Origin of the sequence: Methanobrevibacter sp. UBA417, from assembly GCF_002508845.1 — an archaeon.
Classification (GTDB): Archaea; Methanobacteriota; Methanobacteria; order Methanobacteriales; family Methanobacteriaceae; genus Methanobrevibacter_A; species Methanobrevibacter_A acididurans.
Map to the genome: position 1 here is coordinate 167,023 of NZ_DAZC01000027.1, position 15,828 is coordinate 182,850.

At 26.8% G+C, this 15,828-nt stretch carries 14 protein-coding genes and 1 tRNA gene; 6 read left to right on the plus strand and 9 right to left on the minus strand.

What is annotated here, in order from left to right; translation table 11 throughout:
* Nucleotides 1-217: 217 nt before the first annotated feature.
* The 7 genes from BP769_RS05405 to BP769_RS05435 form a co-directional block, all read right to left on the minus strand.
* The gene (locus BP769_RS05405) at nucleotides 218-655 is read right to left on the minus strand and encodes a universal stress protein (protein WP_413825256.1); all 438 of its coding nucleotides are present in this window, start codon (nucleotides 653-655) and stop codon (nucleotides 218-220) included.
* Between the two features lie 89 nt (nucleotides 656-744).
* The gene (locus BP769_RS05410) at nucleotides 745-1,914 is read right to left on the minus strand and encodes an amidohydrolase family protein (protein WP_413862205.1); all 1,170 of its coding nucleotides are present in this window, start codon (nucleotides 1,912-1,914) and stop codon (nucleotides 745-747) included.
* 55 nt (nucleotides 1,915-1,969) lie between these two features.
* Nucleotides 1,970-4,618, minus strand: coding sequence for a PEP/pyruvate-binding domain-containing protein (locus BP769_RS05415; protein ID WP_413825260.1), 2,649 nt, complete (start codon nucleotides 4,616-4,618; stop codon nucleotides 1,970-1,972).
* A 263-nt stretch (nucleotides 4,619-4,881) separates the two neighbouring features.
* Nucleotides 4,882-8,061 carry a carbamoyl-phosphate synthase large subunit gene (carB, locus tag BP769_RS05420; protein WP_413862207.1) on the minus strand — a complete coding sequence of 1,060 codons (3,180 nt, stop codon included), beginning with the start codon at nucleotides 8,059-8,061 and terminating at the stop codon, nucleotides 4,882-4,884.
* A 110-nt stretch (nucleotides 8,062-8,171) separates the two neighbouring features.
* Nucleotides 8,172-9,254, minus strand: coding sequence for a glutamine-hydrolyzing carbamoyl-phosphate synthase small subunit (carA, locus tag BP769_RS05425; protein ID WP_413827034.1), 1,083 nt, complete (start codon nucleotides 9,252-9,254; stop codon nucleotides 8,172-8,174).
* Nucleotides 9,255-9,789: 535 nt separating this feature from the next.
* The gene (locus BP769_RS05430; protein ID WP_413825269.1) at nucleotides 9,790-10,035 is read right to left on the minus strand and encodes a hypothetical protein; all 246 of its coding nucleotides are present in this window, start codon (nucleotides 10,033-10,035) and stop codon (nucleotides 9,790-9,792) included.
* A 94-nt stretch (nucleotides 10,036-10,129) separates the two neighbouring features.
* Nucleotides 10,130-10,657, minus strand: a complete 528-nt coding sequence (locus BP769_RS05435) for a zinc-ribbon domain-containing protein (protein ID WP_413825271.1) — start codon at nucleotides 10,655-10,657, stop codon at nucleotides 10,130-10,132.
* Between the two features lie 162 nt (nucleotides 10,658-10,819).
* Between BP769_RS05435 and BP769_RS05440 the strand changes: the two genes are divergently transcribed.
* Genes BP769_RS05440 through BP769_RS05455 form a run of 4 tightly spaced genes read left to right on the plus strand, consistent with a single transcriptional unit; the run spans nucleotide 10,820 to nucleotide 13,742 of the window.
* A complete protein-coding gene (locus BP769_RS05440) occupies nucleotides 10,820-11,161 on the plus strand; it encodes a hypothetical protein (protein ID WP_413825273.1) in 342 nt (113 codons plus the stop codon).
* Between the two features lie 47 nt (nucleotides 11,162-11,208).
* On the plus strand, nucleotides 11,209-12,396 hold the full coding sequence (locus BP769_RS05445) for an adhesin (RefSeq protein ID WP_413825276.1): 1,188 nt from the start codon (nucleotides 11,209-11,211) through the stop codon (nucleotides 12,394-12,396).
* Entirely contained in the window at nucleotides 12,393-13,208 is an 816-nt protein-coding gene (locus BP769_RS05450) for a hypothetical protein (RefSeq protein WP_413862209.1), read from the plus strand. Before BP769_RS05445 ends, BP769_RS05450 begins: the two co-directional genes overlap by 4 nt.
* Nucleotides 13,209-13,256: 48 nt before the next feature.
* Nucleotides 13,257-13,742 (plus strand): HD domain-containing protein, encoded by a 486-nt coding sequence (locus BP769_RS05455; RefSeq protein ID WP_413825280.1) that lies wholly within the window; start codon nucleotides 13,257-13,259, stop codon nucleotides 13,740-13,742.
* On the opposite strand, the gene rimI is transcribed toward BP769_RS05455, so the two are convergent.
* Nucleotides 13,737-14,174, minus strand: a complete 438-nt coding sequence (gene rimI, locus BP769_RS05460) for a ribosomal protein S18-alanine N-acetyltransferase (protein ID WP_413825282.1) — start codon at nucleotides 14,172-14,174, stop codon at nucleotides 13,737-13,739. The two genes, BP769_RS05455 and rimI, sit on opposite strands and share 6 nt — an antisense overlap.
* A 169-nt stretch (nucleotides 14,175-14,343) precedes the next feature.
* On the opposite strand from rimI, the gene BP769_RS05465 reads away from it, so the two are divergent.
* Together BP769_RS05465 and cobK are read left to right on the plus strand one after the other, a co-directional pair.
* Complete coding sequence (locus BP769_RS05465; RefSeq protein WP_413825284.1) at nucleotides 14,344-14,736, plus strand: UPF0146 family protein; 393 nt, start codon at nucleotides 14,344-14,346, stop codon at nucleotides 14,734-14,736.
* Nucleotides 14,737-14,786: 50 nt separating this feature from the next.
* The gene (cobK, locus tag BP769_RS05470; RefSeq protein ID WP_413825287.1) at nucleotides 14,787-15,575 is read left to right on the plus strand and encodes a precorrin-6A reductase; all 789 of its coding nucleotides are present in this window, start codon (nucleotides 14,787-14,789) and stop codon (nucleotides 15,573-15,575) included.
* A gap of 132 nt (nucleotides 15,576-15,707) precedes the next feature.
* Here the strand turns inward: cobK and BP769_RS05475 are convergent.
* Nucleotides 15,708-15,792, minus strand: a tRNA-Ser gene (locus BP769_RS05475).
* Between the last annotated feature and the right edge of the window lie 36 nt (nucleotides 15,793-15,828).

Sequence of the window (15,828 nt, forward strand, 5' to 3'; positions counted from 1 at the left end):
TTTATTATAATAATTTTTTTTTAAATTAGTTTATAAAATTTTATTAATTTTTTTAAAGATTTTTACATTAAATTAATAATATAATACTATTAGTTTATTATTTTATTTTTATTTTATATAACTTTTATGCAAAAATGTTTTAAATAGTGTTTAAAAAAAGAATAAAGGTTTTAGTAAAAAAAAATAAAAAAGTTTAAAATTTAAAAATAAATTTTTTTTAGTGGATTACTAAAACTTTACATTTAGCAGCTTTAACTACTCTTTCAGCAACACTACCCATAATGAAACGATCAAATCCAGTTTTACCAGAACTGCCCATTACAATTAAATCGATATTTTCATTTTCTGCTGTTTTTAGTATGACATCAGCTGGAGAACCTTCACCTATTTTAGTAGTTACTTTTACATTTTCCCCAATATCATTTTTAGCATTGCTTAAATTATTTTTAACATCTTCTTTAAGCATTTCAGTTATTCTGAAGGTAGTATCATCTGCAGGTAAACCTACTGAAAATGAGTTTTCCACTACACTTAAAATGATTAATTCTGCATCACAAGTTTCTGCAAGGAATAATGCGTCCTTTTCAGCTTTTTGTGCATATTTAGAACCATCAGTTGGGAATAAGATTTTTTTATATAATTGTTCTTCCACCATGTTATCACCTTTTTTTTATTTTATATAATTTGAATGAATAAAATCTTTTTCAATTAAAATATTATTTTATTAGTTATTAAATTTATGTATTAAAATTTTATAATATTCTTATTGAATAAATATTTAATATGTTCTGTTTCTGTTCTGTTTATTAAACTTAAGTAGTTATTTTTTGATAATTTTTTAACTACCATTAATTGTGCTGTATTACCTTCTGTAATAATAGTTTTATTAATTATTGAATTTAATAATTGATTATTAACTTGGGCACATATATTAGTTGTTGCAAATTCAAGTATTGTTCGGGGTGGAACATAATGCTTATTTTGTGCTCTCATAATTTTAAGTGTATATTCTAATTCCCTAAAAATATTTGGTGTATTTACCATTAAATTGTCTGTTCCAATTAATGGTTTTAATCCTGTTTTTAAAATTTTTTTTATAGGAGGAGTACCAACAGCTAAAGTTGCATTTGCTCTAGGACACAAAGTTATAGATGAATTTGAATTTTTTAACAAATCAATATCATTTTTAACAGGAATAGTAACATGAACTATTTGTTTAAAACCTGAATCAACACTTAATTCAATTTCGCTCTTACCTTTTTTTTCTATTGACTTTCTTTGTGCATTTTCACTTTCTGCAGCATGAATTGATGAAATTTTCCCTTTTTTATCACATTCGTCAACAATTATATTAGCAACTTCTTGACTTATTTCACCAAATCCACTTGGCGCCAAACCATCTGCTATTTTTAATAATTTCCGTGCATTAATTTTTACTTTATGTAAATCCGGGTTATCCCCGTAAAAACTATTATCTCTTCCAAGTATTATTGGATTTATTGGAATATTTTCAGATGCTTTTTTTAATAATTTAACCCCTTTAATCCCACCTTCACGATAATCAATAAAGTGAGTTGTTCCACTTTTTAACATTGTCCACATTGCATCCTGCATAGATGAAATTAAACTATTTTCATCAGCACTTTCTAATGCTTTATGTTTAATACCATTTGGCGGTTTTACTATCTCACTTAATGATAAACCATCCCCTTCATCTTTAATTATAGAATCCCCAATATGAGTGTGAGCATTTAAAAATGATGGACAAATTATACAATTTGTAGCATCTAATATTTTTCCTTCTTTAATATCCGGTGATATTTCAAGAATACACCCATCATCTATTAAAATATTTTCTTTTGAGGGAACAAGATTTAAACCTTTTAAAACTATCCCATTACTTATAGTTATCATAAAAATCCTTTATTATTAGTTTATTAATATAAAATATGAGAATATTAATTTTTATTTATTTTTCATAGTAACTTATTGCTTCGTCTTGTTTCATATCATAGTAAAATTCCATTTTACCCTCTTTTATTTCCACTACATCAACCATTTCATATATTTCATCTCCTAATGTAGAATCTATATTTTTTAATTGATTTGGGAATTGATCTAACAAGTGTGTATCATAAACTAATCGAGTTTCATCTTCAAATAGTGCTCCATAAAATATATCTGCTTCAACAAGGTCTTGGAATAAATGACTTCCAAAGGATAATTCTGGAACATATCCTACTTCACTATATGATACTTCTAGTATTGCGAAGAAGTCACTAATATCTGCAAAAGTTACAGGTATTCCAAGTTCAGGTGAAGATGTGCCTATTCTTCCAGGGACTATTAACATTAAGTTTATATTTTCATGTTTATAGTAATCATTTATTTTTCCAATTATACGAGCTATGTTAGATTTTTTATTGTAAGGGAATTCATAATATTTATGTGGATCTACAGTTACAATTACATCTATGTTTTCTCTTCTAGATCTTCCCATACTTGCATCTTTAATATGGAATAGAATATTATCTTGTATTTGAGGGATTTCAATATTTTCATTTGATTTGGATATGGATAATGGTCTACATTGTACTAAGTTTACTACAAATGAGTGTTGTTTTCCTATATTTACTGTGAATTCTATATCTACTGGGAAGTTGTAGTTTTCTTCTAATGTTTTTAATATATTTTGCATCATATTTGTGAATTCTTTATTATTCACCATTCCTTGACATGAAACAAATACTACTTCACGAGGATTACCTTGTTCTTTGTATCTTTCTTCTATTTCAGTATCATGTTCTACTACTTCATTTTTTGCATATCTAGGTAAAACTTCTAATCCTTCAGATACTGGGTGTTCTTTTACTGAAACTTCTTTTAAATCTAGCACATCTAATGAATGTTGTGAATATCTGTGTCTGTCTGCCATACTTGTCATTGTAACGACTTTTGGTTTATCTAAATTGATTATTCTAGGGTAATCATTCTGTGTTCTGTCAACTGCTTTAGTTCCTAATCCCATTACAAGTCTTAACATTCCTGCTTTTTTATCCATATCTGGTAATGGGGAGTATGGACTATATGAGTATCCTACACCTGCTACTGTTGGGAAGTAATAATCTTCATAATATGATCCAGATACTCTTTGTACTAAAAGAGCCATTTGTTCATCTATATCTTCTAAGTGATTTCTATTACGGTATTCTAATGCAGATATGTCCATTGTACTTGCATATACTGTTTTTACAGCATTTTCAAAGTCTTGTAATCTTTCTTCGAATGTTCCTCGATTTACACAGAATACTGATTCATATTTTCCAGCGAATGCGTTTCCAAATCCGTCTTCTAAGAAACTACTGCTTCTTACTATTATTGGTGTTTGTCCAAAGTAATCTAATATTCTTTTAAAATTTTCTCGTATTTCTTCAGGGAATATTCCATTTTGAAGTTCTTTTTTAAGTTTTTTAGCTTCAACATAGTATCCTTCTTTAGTTCTTTGTTTTATTCGTAAGTCCCATAAATGATTAGCTACTATGTATGTGTAAAACATGTCTGAACCTATGTAAAATGAATCATGAGGTTCTAATCTTTTATATTCTTCAGGTAATTTGTTTTTTATTATTTTTCGTGCAATAAGCATTCCACATGCTTTTCCCCCTATCATTCCACTTCCTATTAATCTATTATATATTTCAAAGTAGTCTGAAGGTTCTAAGTTTTCTTTTACTAATTGGAACATGTGTGAATCTTTGCTTATCATCATTTTACACATTCTATCACATTTATCTGTGATGTCTTCTCCATTTCTGTATTGGAGGTGTGCTAATGTGAAGAATCTATCCCAATTATCTGTAGTTTGTTCGTTATGGTATGCTGATGATTTGTTTAGTACTTGGTAAAATCTACTTACACCTACACCATCTGTTAGTACTTCGATTGATTGGTCTTCTTTATTATATTTGTGTCCTAAAAACATGCTTTGTGAGTATCGGTTCCATATTTTTAGTGGATGTATGTAAATTTCATCATCTTCACTGTATATGTCTATTAATAATTGTGTTGTATCTCTAATTTTAGCTATTGTTTCAAAGGAATGGCTTCCCCTGTGTAGTGGGAAGTATGCTACTGTATCTAATTGGAATAAGTAAGGACATGTTACTCTGAAGAAGTTTCCCATCATTAAATCTGCTGACCATGCTACTTGAAGTTCAGATAGGGAATCAAACACATAGAATGAAAATCTTCCTTCTTTAGTAATGATGTTATGTACTGCTACTGTGAATGCTTCGAATTGTGTTGATGGATCTACTTGGTATATTTTTAAACCATTTTCTCTTTGAATCATTGTGTATAATTCATCACTATTTGGATCCCTTTTGTTTAACATTTCTTGTTCTTCTGGTGTGATGTCTACAAATGGTTCATGATAAGCAAATCTTATATATATTAAGTTTCTATGGTCTTTTAAAGCTTGGTTGATAAAAGGTTTTACAAATAATCTAAATTCATCTAATTCTGATACATGCCATACTACATTATCCCCTAAACGTATATTATCTAATGATTTATCTAAATCCGGAATTCCGGATTTTATTCTATCAAATGATCTCATAATAATGTTTCCCTCCCCTAAAATTTTTAGGTTTTTATAATAAAGATTTTTAATTTTTTAAATTCAATATTTTTAGTTAACAATTTTATTGTTAATATATTTTTTCAAAAAATTAATTAAATGTTTAAAAAAAGAATATTTAAAAGATGTAATTTTGAATAAAAAAAGAGTTAATAAATAATTTTTGAATAAAATTATAAAATATTTTTTAGTAATAGGAAAAGTAAATGAGAAAATATTAAAAATTAAAAGTTAATAAAAACTTAAATTGACTCGTCGAGATGTTCATTTAAGGATTTAACTTTAATTTCATTATTTTTAATAGCTTCGATTGCTTTTAATGCTGCTCTAGCTCCAGCTAATGTTGTTACATAAGGTATTCCAAGTTCGATAGCTAATCTTCTGATGATATATCCATCTTCAGATGCTTGTTTTCCTGCGGGTGTATTAATAATTAAATCGATTTCATCATTTAACATTTGTTCTTTAATGTTTGGAGATCCTTGTGAAACTTTTTTAATTTTATTAATTGGAACATTTTTTACACTATCTGCAGTTCCAGATGTAGCTACTAATTTGAATCTTAAATTATGTGCTTTTTCAGCTATTAATTGGATTTTCTTTTTATCTTGTTCTTTAACACTTATGAAGATTGTACCTTCTTTTGGTAAATCCATTCCAGCTGCTAGTTGAGATTTGTAGTATGCTAATCCAAATGTTTCATCAACACCTATACTTTCTCCAGTTGATTTCATTTCTGGACCTAGTATTGTGTCTGATTCTGGGAGTTTGATGAATGGGAATACAGATTCTTTTACAGCTACATGATTAATTTTTATTTCTTTAGTTAAACCAAAGTCCTCTAATTTAGCACCTACCATTAACCATGTTGCTATTTTTGCTAAAGGTATTCCTATTGCTTTACTTACAAATGGTACTGTTCTACTTGCTCTAGGATTAGCTTCAATAATGTAAACCATTTCTTCATCTAATTTTACAGCATACTGAATATTCATTAAACCTACAACATCAAGTTCTAATGCTAAATTTTTAGTGTTTTCTCTTATAATGTCTAATATGTGTTCAGGGATTGTTTGTGGAGGTATTACACAAGCTGAATCTCCTGAGTGCACTCCTGCTTCCTCAATATGTTCCATGATTCCTGCAATAAAGACATTTTCTCCATCACATAATACATCTACATCTAATTCTATTGCATCTTCTAAGAACTTATCTACTAATATTGGGTGTTCAGATGAGACTTTTACTGCTTCTTGCATATAGGTTTCAAGTTCAGTATCATCATAAACAATTTCCATTGCTCGTCCACCAATTACATAGGATGGTCTTACAAGTACAGGGAATCCTATTTTATGTGCTGCTTTTTTAGCATCTTCAAATGAATGTGCTAATCCGTATGGTGCTTGATGAATGTTTAATTTGTTTAGTACTTCAGTAAATCTTTCACGATCTTCAGCTTTATCAATACTTTCATAAGGTGTTCCTAATATTTTTATTCCAGCATTTGCTAATGGGACTGCTAGGTTTATACTTGTTTGTCCACCAAATTGTACAATGACTCCTTCTGGTTTTTCATTTTCGATTACTCCCATTACATCTTCAAATGTTAATGGTTCGAAGAATAGTTTATCAGATATATCATAATCAGTACTTACAGTTTCTGGATTGTTATTAATAAGTATTGTTTCTATTTCTTGTTCTTTTAATGCAAGTGAAGAATGTACACAACAGTAATCAAATTCTATTCCTTGACCTATTCTTATTGGTCCAGCTCCAATAATCATGATTTTTCTTTTATCATCAGTTTTTAATTCATTTCCATCATCATAACTACTGTAATAATAAGGTGTTTTTGCTTCAAATTCTGCAGCACAAGTATCAACCATTTTATAGTTTGGTTTAATGCCTGTTTTATTAGCTATTTCAACTATATCTTCTTCTTTTTGATTAGTTAATTCAGCTAATGTATAATTTGAGAATCCCATTGTTTTTGCTTTTTTAAATATTTCAGGATTTTTAATATTTTCTTTTGTTAAGGTTTCTTCAAAATCTATAATGTTTTTTATTTTATCTAAAAAGAAAGTGTCAATATTTGTTAATTCATATAATTTTTTTACAGACATTCCATCTTTTAAAGCAGTGTACATTTGGAATAATCTTTCATCAGTTGGATTAATAAGGTCATCTTCAGTGTATTTGCATTTTTCAAAACCATGAACTCCTATATCTAATGAACGTATAGCTTTTTGTAATGCTTCTTCCATTGTTCGACCGATTGCCATTACTTCTCCGGTTGCTTTCATTTGCACCCCAATTTTTCGATTTATTCCTTTAAATTTATCAAATGGCCATCTTGGAATTTTAACTACTACGTAATCTATGGAAGGTTCAAATGATGCAGGTGTTTCTTTGGTTATATCATTACGGATTTCATCTAAAGTTAAACCTAATGCTATTTTTGAGGATATTTTAGCTATTGGATAACCTGTTGCTTTTGAAGCTAATGCACTACTTCTACTTACTCTTGGATTAACTTCAATTACTTTGTATTCATTTGTTTCAGGGTTTAATGCAAATTGTATATTACATCCCCCTTGTATTCCTAAGGATCTAATAATTTTTATAGAAGCATCTCTTAATCTTTGGTATACTATATCATTTAAATTTTGTATTGGTGCTACTACGATACTTTCTCCAGTATGTATACCCATTGGATCCATGTTTTCCATTGTACAAACAATTATACAAGTATCATTCTTATCTCGCATTACTTCAAATTCTAATTCTTTCCATCCAAGAACGGATTCATCTATAAGAACTTGATTGATTAGACTCATGTCTAATCCATGTGTAGCTATTTCTTTTAGTTCTTCTTCATTGTGAGCTACACCCCCACCAGTTCCACCTAAAGTAAATGCAGGTCTTACAATTACAGGGTATCCTATATCATTAACTGCTTTTACTGCATCTTCAATTGATTCAACAGCATGACATCTTGGAATTGGTTCATTTAATCTGTTCATGAAATTTCCAAATAAATCTCGGTCTTCAACATCCTTAATTGTTTGAACATTAGAACCTAAAACTTTAATATTATCAAGTAATCCTAAATCTCCAAGTCCTGTTGCTATGTTTAATCCGGTTTGACCACCCATAGTTGGGAGTATTGCATCTATATTTTCTTTTTCAATAATTTTTGCAACTAATTCAGGTGTTAAAGGTTCTGTATAAACAGTATCCGCCATATCCATATCTGTTTGAATTGTTGCTGGATTACTATTTACTAAAACCGTTTCAATTCCTTCTTCTCTAATTGATTTACATGCTTGTGATCCAGAATAATCAAATTCTGCAGCTTGACCTATTTGTATAGGTCCTGAACCAATTATTAACACTTTTTTTATATCCTTATCAATAGGCATTATATAATCCTCAAAATAATTTTTTTATAAAGTTTAAATCCGTAAAAAAACTAATTAATCATTTTTAAAAATTTCAGTAATTCAAATAATATTTTCTTTTCATGATTTATTTAATATGTATTCATCATTTCCTTAAACTCATCATATATGAATCTAGTATCATTAGGTCCAGGACCTGCTTCAGGATGGTATTGTACACATCTTAAAACTAATTCATCATGAGAGAATCCTTCAGGTGTTCCATCATTTAAATTAACTTGAGTTAAATTTAATGGAGTATCTTTTAATGAATCTGCATCAACACTAAATCCATGATTTTGTGAAGTTATAAATACATTACCAGTTTCTAAATCTTTTACAGGTTGATTAGCTCCTCTATGACCAAATTTCATTTTGAAAATTTTAGCTCCAAAAGATTTTGCTATTACTTGTTGACCCATACAAATACCGAAAATAGGTAATTTATTTGATAATTTCTGAATAGTATCAATTGTTTTAAGGTTTCTTTCTGGATTTCCAGGTCCACATGAAACCATTAAACCATTTGGATCATAATCCATTATTTTATCACTTGGAGTGTCATAAGGGAATAATGTTACACCCATTCCTTTGTCTAAGAATCCTTGAATAATGTTTTTCTTAACCCCACAATCAATTAAAGCAACATTTAAATCCATGTCTTCCCCATATTCTTTTATTTCTTTAGTAGATACTTTTGGAACTAAATCAATATCTTGAATATTAGGTTGTTCTCTAGCTAGTTTAAGAAGTTCATCATCAACCATATTTTCAGTTGTTAAAGCTCCTTTCATGGACCCAAATTCTCGAATCTTAAGAGTTAATGCTCTAGTATCAATTCCACTAATTCCTGGAATTTCGAATTCTTTTAAAAATTCATCTAATGATTTATCCGCACCAAAACAACTTGGTTGTCTACATAATTCCCGAACTATGAATCCTTCAGTTTGAATTTTATCAGATTGATACCAATCTTCATCTACTCCATAATTTCCTTCTAAAGGATATGTGCTCATTAAGATTTCACCTTTAAATGAAGGATCAGTTAAAGATTCAGTATAACCTGTCATACCTGTTGAAAAAACAACTTCTCCCACATTCGTAGTCTCATATCCAAATGCTTCACCTTTTAAAATAGTTCCATCTTCTAAAGCTATCTTAGCCTCTTTTATCATTGAATCACCATTTATTTATAAAAATATTATATTAATATTATAAATTATAATTATATTTATAAAACTCCCTTAAAATAATTAGCTATTTTTAGTATATTAAAAAAAATTTTTTAAAAATTAATCTTCTATTTTTAAATAAAATTTTAAAATTAATAAATAAATTACCATTGAAATTAAGTATGCAAGAATATCATACCAATCAAAAACACTTCCAGGTTTTAAAAATAAAGAAAGATACTCCCAAAAAAATATTGCAATTAATGTTATTAAAATGATAATTACTGATTTTTTTAAGTATATTGGTGAAATTGTATTGATAAAACTAAAAAGTAGTAATGTAGCTAATAAATCATTAAAATAATTAGAAAAAAAAGAATTTAAAGATATTAAAATAAATTTATTAATTAAATATAAAGTGAAAGCTATAAGAAAAATTATTAAATTTTTCCCACGAAATGTTAACTTTTGATTTTTTATTAAGAAATTTTTTATCATGAACAACCTTAAAAAAATTGGAATAAAATTTATAAATTAATTAATGAAAAGTTAAGGCAATAATTGCAAATAAAATTATAAAAACAACCACTAATAATAGAATTAATGGGTTTTGAGTGGAAAACATAAAATCATTATTATAAGAATCATTAGAATTGTATGTTTTTTCATTATACTGAGTAGTGTTTTCAGTATTTTGATTTGAGGTGTTAACTTCATCATCAATTTCTTCTTTACTTACTACATCATAATCATTAACATCAATGATTTCATCATCACCGCTCATATTATCACCATTTTTTTAAAACATTAATATTAGAATATAATTTATTATATTCAACTTATTATAATTAATTGTTTATTTTTAAAATAATTTTGTATTACTCTTCAACACTTTGACTAAGGCCTAAGTTACTATAATCATTAGAATTTTCTGAATCAACAGATCCATCTGAATCTCCGGAATCAGAACTATAATCATTAGAATTTGAAATTGAAGATGAACTTTCACTATCTACTATATTTTGTTGAGTATCCTGTGATGAATCAAAAGGAAATGTGAACTCATCAGGGAAAATTAATCCAGTAGGAAATGATGATGAAACTTCTTTAACATTGCTTTGTGAACTATGAGTAGTAGTTGAAACTCCTGAATCTCCACTAACATTATTATAACTATTAGAATCAGTATTAATAATAGATGCACTTAATCCACTAATTACAAAAAATATGATTACTATGAGAGTAAAAATAATAATTTTTTCATGCTTTTCCTGTTTTTTACCTGTTTCTTGATTTTTAGTTATATTAATATTTTCCTTATTTATAAAGGGAGCTCCACATTTTCGACAGAATTTTGCCCTTAATTCATTATCTGTCCCACAATTCAAACATTTTTTATATTTCATAGAAAACCTTTATAATTTTATATAATCATTAAATATTATATAATAAATAATTTAAAAGTTTTACTAAATTATTAATATAAAAAATGAATTATAAATTATATATTAATAAATAAAGATATTCTTCAATCCCAAAAAAAATTGAATTAGGAAAAAAAGATAATTATGAAATCTATGGATGAAATTAATGAAAAATTAACTGAGTTAAAAGAAAAAGAAGAAGGAATTATAAACACTACAGAACCAATAACTAATGAAATTAGTGTTATATTAGTAGGTAGTCAGCTTCAACAAGCAGTGATAAAAGCTGTTATGAGTAAAGATGAAAGTGAAATTGAAAAAATGGTTGAAAAGGAAACCAAAAAACTTAAAAAATTAAATGAAGATTATGCAATAGCAAGTGAAAAAGGAGACATGGAAAATAAAAGAGCACTTCATGCTGCTGAGTGGACTTGTGATATTAAATTAAACACTTTACAATGGATACTTGGAAATACATTAGATTAAAAAAAAAAAATTTTTAAATAAAAAAATGAAAGGATTATAAGATTTTTATGAAGTGGAAAATTATTACGTTTATATTATTAATTCTTTTGATTATTGTTCCAGTTATGGCAGAAGATGTAAATGCTACAACAGTTTTTTTAACATGTGATAACATGCAAGGTAATGATCAAGACATTAACATGTTAAATGAAATAAAAAATTATATTGAACAGGAAAGTAATGGGCAAATAAATGTAATTATTGATAGTAGTGCATCTAACCCTGGTGAAGGTGATCGTGCAATTCAAGCTGATGCCGATGTTAGTGTAGCTATAGCTTATGCAGATGCTGCTAATCTACTTAACCTAGCTAAAGCATCATCCAGTCTTTCAAATAAAAAAATTGTTTATGTTAATGCAGGTACTTTAGATTTAACTAATATTAACTTTTTAAGAAGATCTTATGATGACAATTATTCTAATAGTTCATTTGCTAATATTCAAAAACCTGGGACCCTTTTAACTGAAGCAGGAATAAATTTAATACAACCTTGTCAAGCTTTACCTAATGAAGTTGATGAAAATGGAATTTCAGAAAGTAGTGATACTGTTAATAAATACTTAGCAGATTCTATTATAAAAGTTGTTGAAAGTGGAAATAGTGGTGGTACTCTTGATACTAATTTAATTTCTTATCATAAGATGGATCCTAAGTATATGGCTGAAGATAGTCAAAAAATAGTGGATGGATATCCTGCAAAAATGGAAACTAGTTATGGTAGTTATACCACACAACAAATCTTATATATGACTTCCTCTTACATTGCAGGTTACTCTTTAAACACTCCAGATGATTATTCCCCACCAAGTAATCCTGAGAAATATTCTTCCTTTAATCATAATCAATATTCACTACAAGATTATGTGAATATGTCTGATATTGTTGTTGATTATATGGATGAAAATGGGCGAGCTCCTAATTATATTAATTATGATGGCGCACGTATAGGTTACTATGACTTAGTTTATAATTTTGCTTTATTAACTGAAGATCAAACAAGTTCATCCAAAATGGTACTTCCTCAAGAGGCAGATTTCCATAAGTATTATGATAATACTAATGCAACTTTAGTCACTATTGGAATTGTTATACTTATAATAATAGTTGGTGTTATTCTTGTTCGAAATTCTGTATTAAAACGTAGACGTAAAAAACGATACTCAAGAAGAAGACCTAGGAATAGAAGACATAGATGAAATGTGATTATATGAATGAAAATACCCGAATTTTAACATTAAAAAATGAGGTTAATCTTTTAAGAGATAAACTAGCTGAAAAAATAGTTTTAATGGACCATTTACAATTACATGTTTGTCCTAATTTGGATACAGATTACATTCTAAAATTTGGTAGTTTAAAACAGAAAATAGAAACTAATAGAATAGAATGTGAGAAAATTAAGATGAAAATAGGTTTAATTGAGAAACAATTGAATAGAAAATCTAGGTTGAATCTTTTTGAAATTGATGAACAAATTGAAAATGAATTTGGGAAACAAAATGAATATTTAAAGGAAATATCAGCTAAATTGACTGTGACTAAAAATCATGGACTGAAAGAAGAGTTAAAGGGAGAAGATTTTAAAAAATTAAACCATGTTTATAAGGAAACTCTTCTTCTTTTACATCCTGATTTAGTGGATAATTTTGATTATACTATGGAAAATTATTTATTAAATGTTATAGAAGCTTATGAAAATTATGATTTTAATACTATTAAATCAATAAAAGTTATGACAATTAATAGTAATTTTCCTAAATCTAAAGAAAAAAATATTAAAGAATTATTAGAATTGATTAATTTATTAAAAATTAGAATAGAAATTATTAATAAAGATTTAATTAAAATTAAGGATTCTTACCCTTTTAATCAGATAGACTTCTTAAAGGATGAAGAAAAGGTTAAGGAGTATAAAAATCAATTAAATGAAGAGAAAAAAAATTATATAGCAGAATATAATCATTATGAAGATATTGAAGATAGAATTATAAATAATGTAGATATTTAATCATGAAAATTTTTTTTAATAAATGAATTGTGAGGAATTATATTTTTTATGACTAATGAAAAATTAATTAATGAAATGATAAAAATTTTTAAAGGTGATTGTAAACGGATCAATCATTTTTTAAAAGTTTATGCTTTCGGTAAAACTATTGGAGAATTAGAAAATGTTTCTAATGAGACTTTAAGAATTATTGAAGTAGCATGTATTCTTCATGATATTGGTATTAAAGAAAGTGAAATAAAGTATGGGGATTCTAATGGTAAACATCAAGAAGAGTTAGGTCCTGCTTTAGCTAAAAAATTACTTATTAAATATGATTTTTCTAATGATTTTATTGAAAGAGTAATTTTTCTTATAGGTAATCATCATAGTTATAATAAAATTGATGGTGTGGATTTTCAAATTTTAGTTGAAGCTGATTTTTTAGTGAATCTTTATGAAGAAAATTCTAGTAAATCTAGTATTTTTAGTGTTGAATCTAAAATTTTTAAAACTGAAACTGGGAAAGAATTTTTAGAAAATTTATTTTTATGATGGGCAGTCTAAGTGCATTTTAAATGCATTAGATCCATCTTCATAATAGTTTATTTCTTCACGGTCAACTACAAATCCTAATGATTTATAAAATGTTATAGCTTTATAGTTTTGTGTTTTAACTTCTAAATTAATTTTATATATCCCACTGTCTATGAATATATTTATTGCTGTTTGTAATAATCTTGTTCCGACTTTAGTTCCTCTATAATTTTTATCTACAGCTAAGGATATGATATGACCATTATCTATTTCTTTTATCCAAAATAGTATATATCCTACAATTTCACTATCTTCTTCTGCAACTAAAAACCCTACTCCTAATTCATATAATTTTAATAAAATATCTGTATTGTAAGGTTCTGAAAAGGACATTTCTTCTATTTCATACACTTTTTTTAAGTCGGAGTATTGAAATTTTCTTATAATCATTTTTTATATTAACCTTAAAATTTTATTATTAATTTATATAATGTTTTATTATTTAATTTTATTATTAATTTATTTATTTCTTTTAAAAAATTTTATTATACATGGTTTATATACTGATTCTTTAGATAAATATTTTTGAGAGAAATTATTTTTAGGGAGATGTACTAATTTGTGGGATGGTTTAGGAGAATATATTAAAAATTTAGGGGAAGATAGAGAAAATTTTAAAGTGGTTGAAATAGGTGTAGGGAAGTTTTTTGATATATCTAACTATTTAATTGCTTGTGAAAATATTGATTTAATTAAAGTTGATATTAATCCTGCAGATAGTAGTGTAGTTAAAGATGATATTATGGAACCTGATTTATCTATTTATGAAGGTGTGGATTTAATTTATTCTATACGTCCTCCTTATGAAATTCAACCTTATTTAATTGATTTATCTGAAAAGATTAATTCTTCTATTATTATTAAACCTTTAAGTGGTGAGGATTTAAATGTTAAAGGTAAGAATATGCATTTAAAGAATTTTAAAAAGGTTAGTTTTTATATTTACCCTTAATATTTGTTTAAAAAAAAAGTTTTTTTATTAAAGTTAGGATGGGGTTTTATTTGAATATTTTTTTACTTGGTGGAACAAAGGATGCAACTGATATTATTAAGTTAATTAAGGATAATTTTAATGATTCTTATATTTTAACTACAACTACTACTAAATATGGTGGTGAATTATCTTTGAGTAGGGGTAGTGATGATGTTATTTGTAAACCTTTAGTTAAAGATGAAATTTTAAAAATTATAAGTAATGGGGATTTTGATTTTTTAATTGATGCTACTCATCCCTTTGCTTCACATATAAGTCAAACTGCAATTGAAATTTCTAAGATTGTAGATATTGAATATATTCGTTTTGAGAGACCTCCTTTTAATTTAAAGTGTGTTAATACTAATTCTCTTTATCATGTTGATTCTTTTGTTGAAGCTGGAAGATTTATTGTAGAAGATTTAAATAGGGATAATGAAAATGTTTTGCATTTTGCTGGTGCTAACACTATGAGTGATGTTTTAAAGTATGTGAATAAAGACTTTTTTTATCCTCGTGTTTTAAATGTAAAGTCTTCTATTGTGAAGTGTGAAGAATTAAATATTGATCCTAGTCATGTTTTATTTATGGATGGTGTTTCAACTAAAGAAGAGAATATGTTTTTAATTAATAAATTTAATGCTAAAGTTATTATTACAAAGGAAAGTGGTGAAACTGGAGGTCTTTTTGAGAAGATTAGTGCTGCAAATGAATTTGGAATAGATATTGTATTAGTTGATAGGCCCCATATTAATGATTTAGATGAAGAATACATTATTAATAGTTTAAATGAATTACTTATTAAATTAAAACATTAAGTGTTCTCATTATTAGCTTAATACTTAAGGGTTATTTAAATTTAAAGAGTTTAAAAAATTGAGTAATATTTAAGCATTTTTAAAAATTAGAAAATAAAGAATAAAAATTTAAAAAAAGATATATGAAATAAACGCCAAGACTGGGATTTGAACCCAGGCGGAGAGAATCTCCACAGGATCTCAAGTCCTGCGCCTTACCTGGCTAGGCTATCTTGGCAATAGTATATTATTAAAATTATTGATAAATAAAAAT

What these genes read in the sequence shown, in the direction of transcription:
- BP769_RS05405 (WP_413825256.1), bottom strand. Translation starts at nt 655, where the DNA reads ATGGTGGAAGAACAATTATATAAAAAAATCTTATTCCCAACTGATGGT.
- BP769_RS05410 (WP_413862205.1), bottom strand. Translation starts at nt 1,914, where the DNA reads ATGATAACTATAAGTAATGGGATAGTTTTAAAAGGTTTAAATCTTGTT.
- BP769_RS05415 (WP_413825260.1), bottom strand. Translation starts at nt 4,618, where the DNA reads ATGAGATCATTTGATAGAATAAAATCCGGAATTCCGGATTTAGATAAA.
- carB (WP_413862207.1), bottom strand. Translation starts at nt 8,061, where the DNA reads ATGCCTATTGATAAGGATATAAAAAAAGTGTTAATAATTGGTTCAGGA.
- carA (WP_413827034.1), bottom strand. Translation starts at nt 9,254, where the DNA reads ATGATAAAAGAGGCTAAGATAGCTTTAGAAGATGGAACTATTTTAAAA.
- BP769_RS05430 (WP_413825269.1), bottom strand. Translation starts at nt 10,035, where the DNA reads ATGAGCGGTGATGATGAAATCATTGATGTTAATGATTATGATGTAGTA.
- BP769_RS05435 (WP_413825271.1), bottom strand. Translation starts at nt 10,657, where the DNA reads ATGAAATATAAAAAATGTTTGAATTGTGGGACAGATAATGAATTAAGG.
- BP769_RS05440 (WP_413825273.1), top strand. Translation starts at nt 10,820, where the DNA reads ATGAAATCTATGGATGAAATTAATGAAAAATTAACTGAGTTAAAAGAA.
- BP769_RS05445 (WP_413825276.1), top strand. Translation starts at nt 11,209, where the DNA reads ATGAAGTGGAAAATTATTACGTTTATATTATTAATTCTTTTGATTATT.
- BP769_RS05450 (WP_413862209.1), top strand. Translation starts at nt 12,393, where the DNA reads ATGAAATGTGATTATATGAATGAAAATACCCGAATTTTAACATTAAAA.
- BP769_RS05455 (WP_413825280.1), top strand. Translation starts at nt 13,257, where the DNA reads ATGACTAATGAAAAATTAATTAATGAAATGATAAAAATTTTTAAAGGT.
- rimI (WP_413825282.1), bottom strand. Translation starts at nt 14,174, where the DNA reads ATGATTATAAGAAAATTTCAATACTCCGACTTAAAAAAAGTGTATGAA.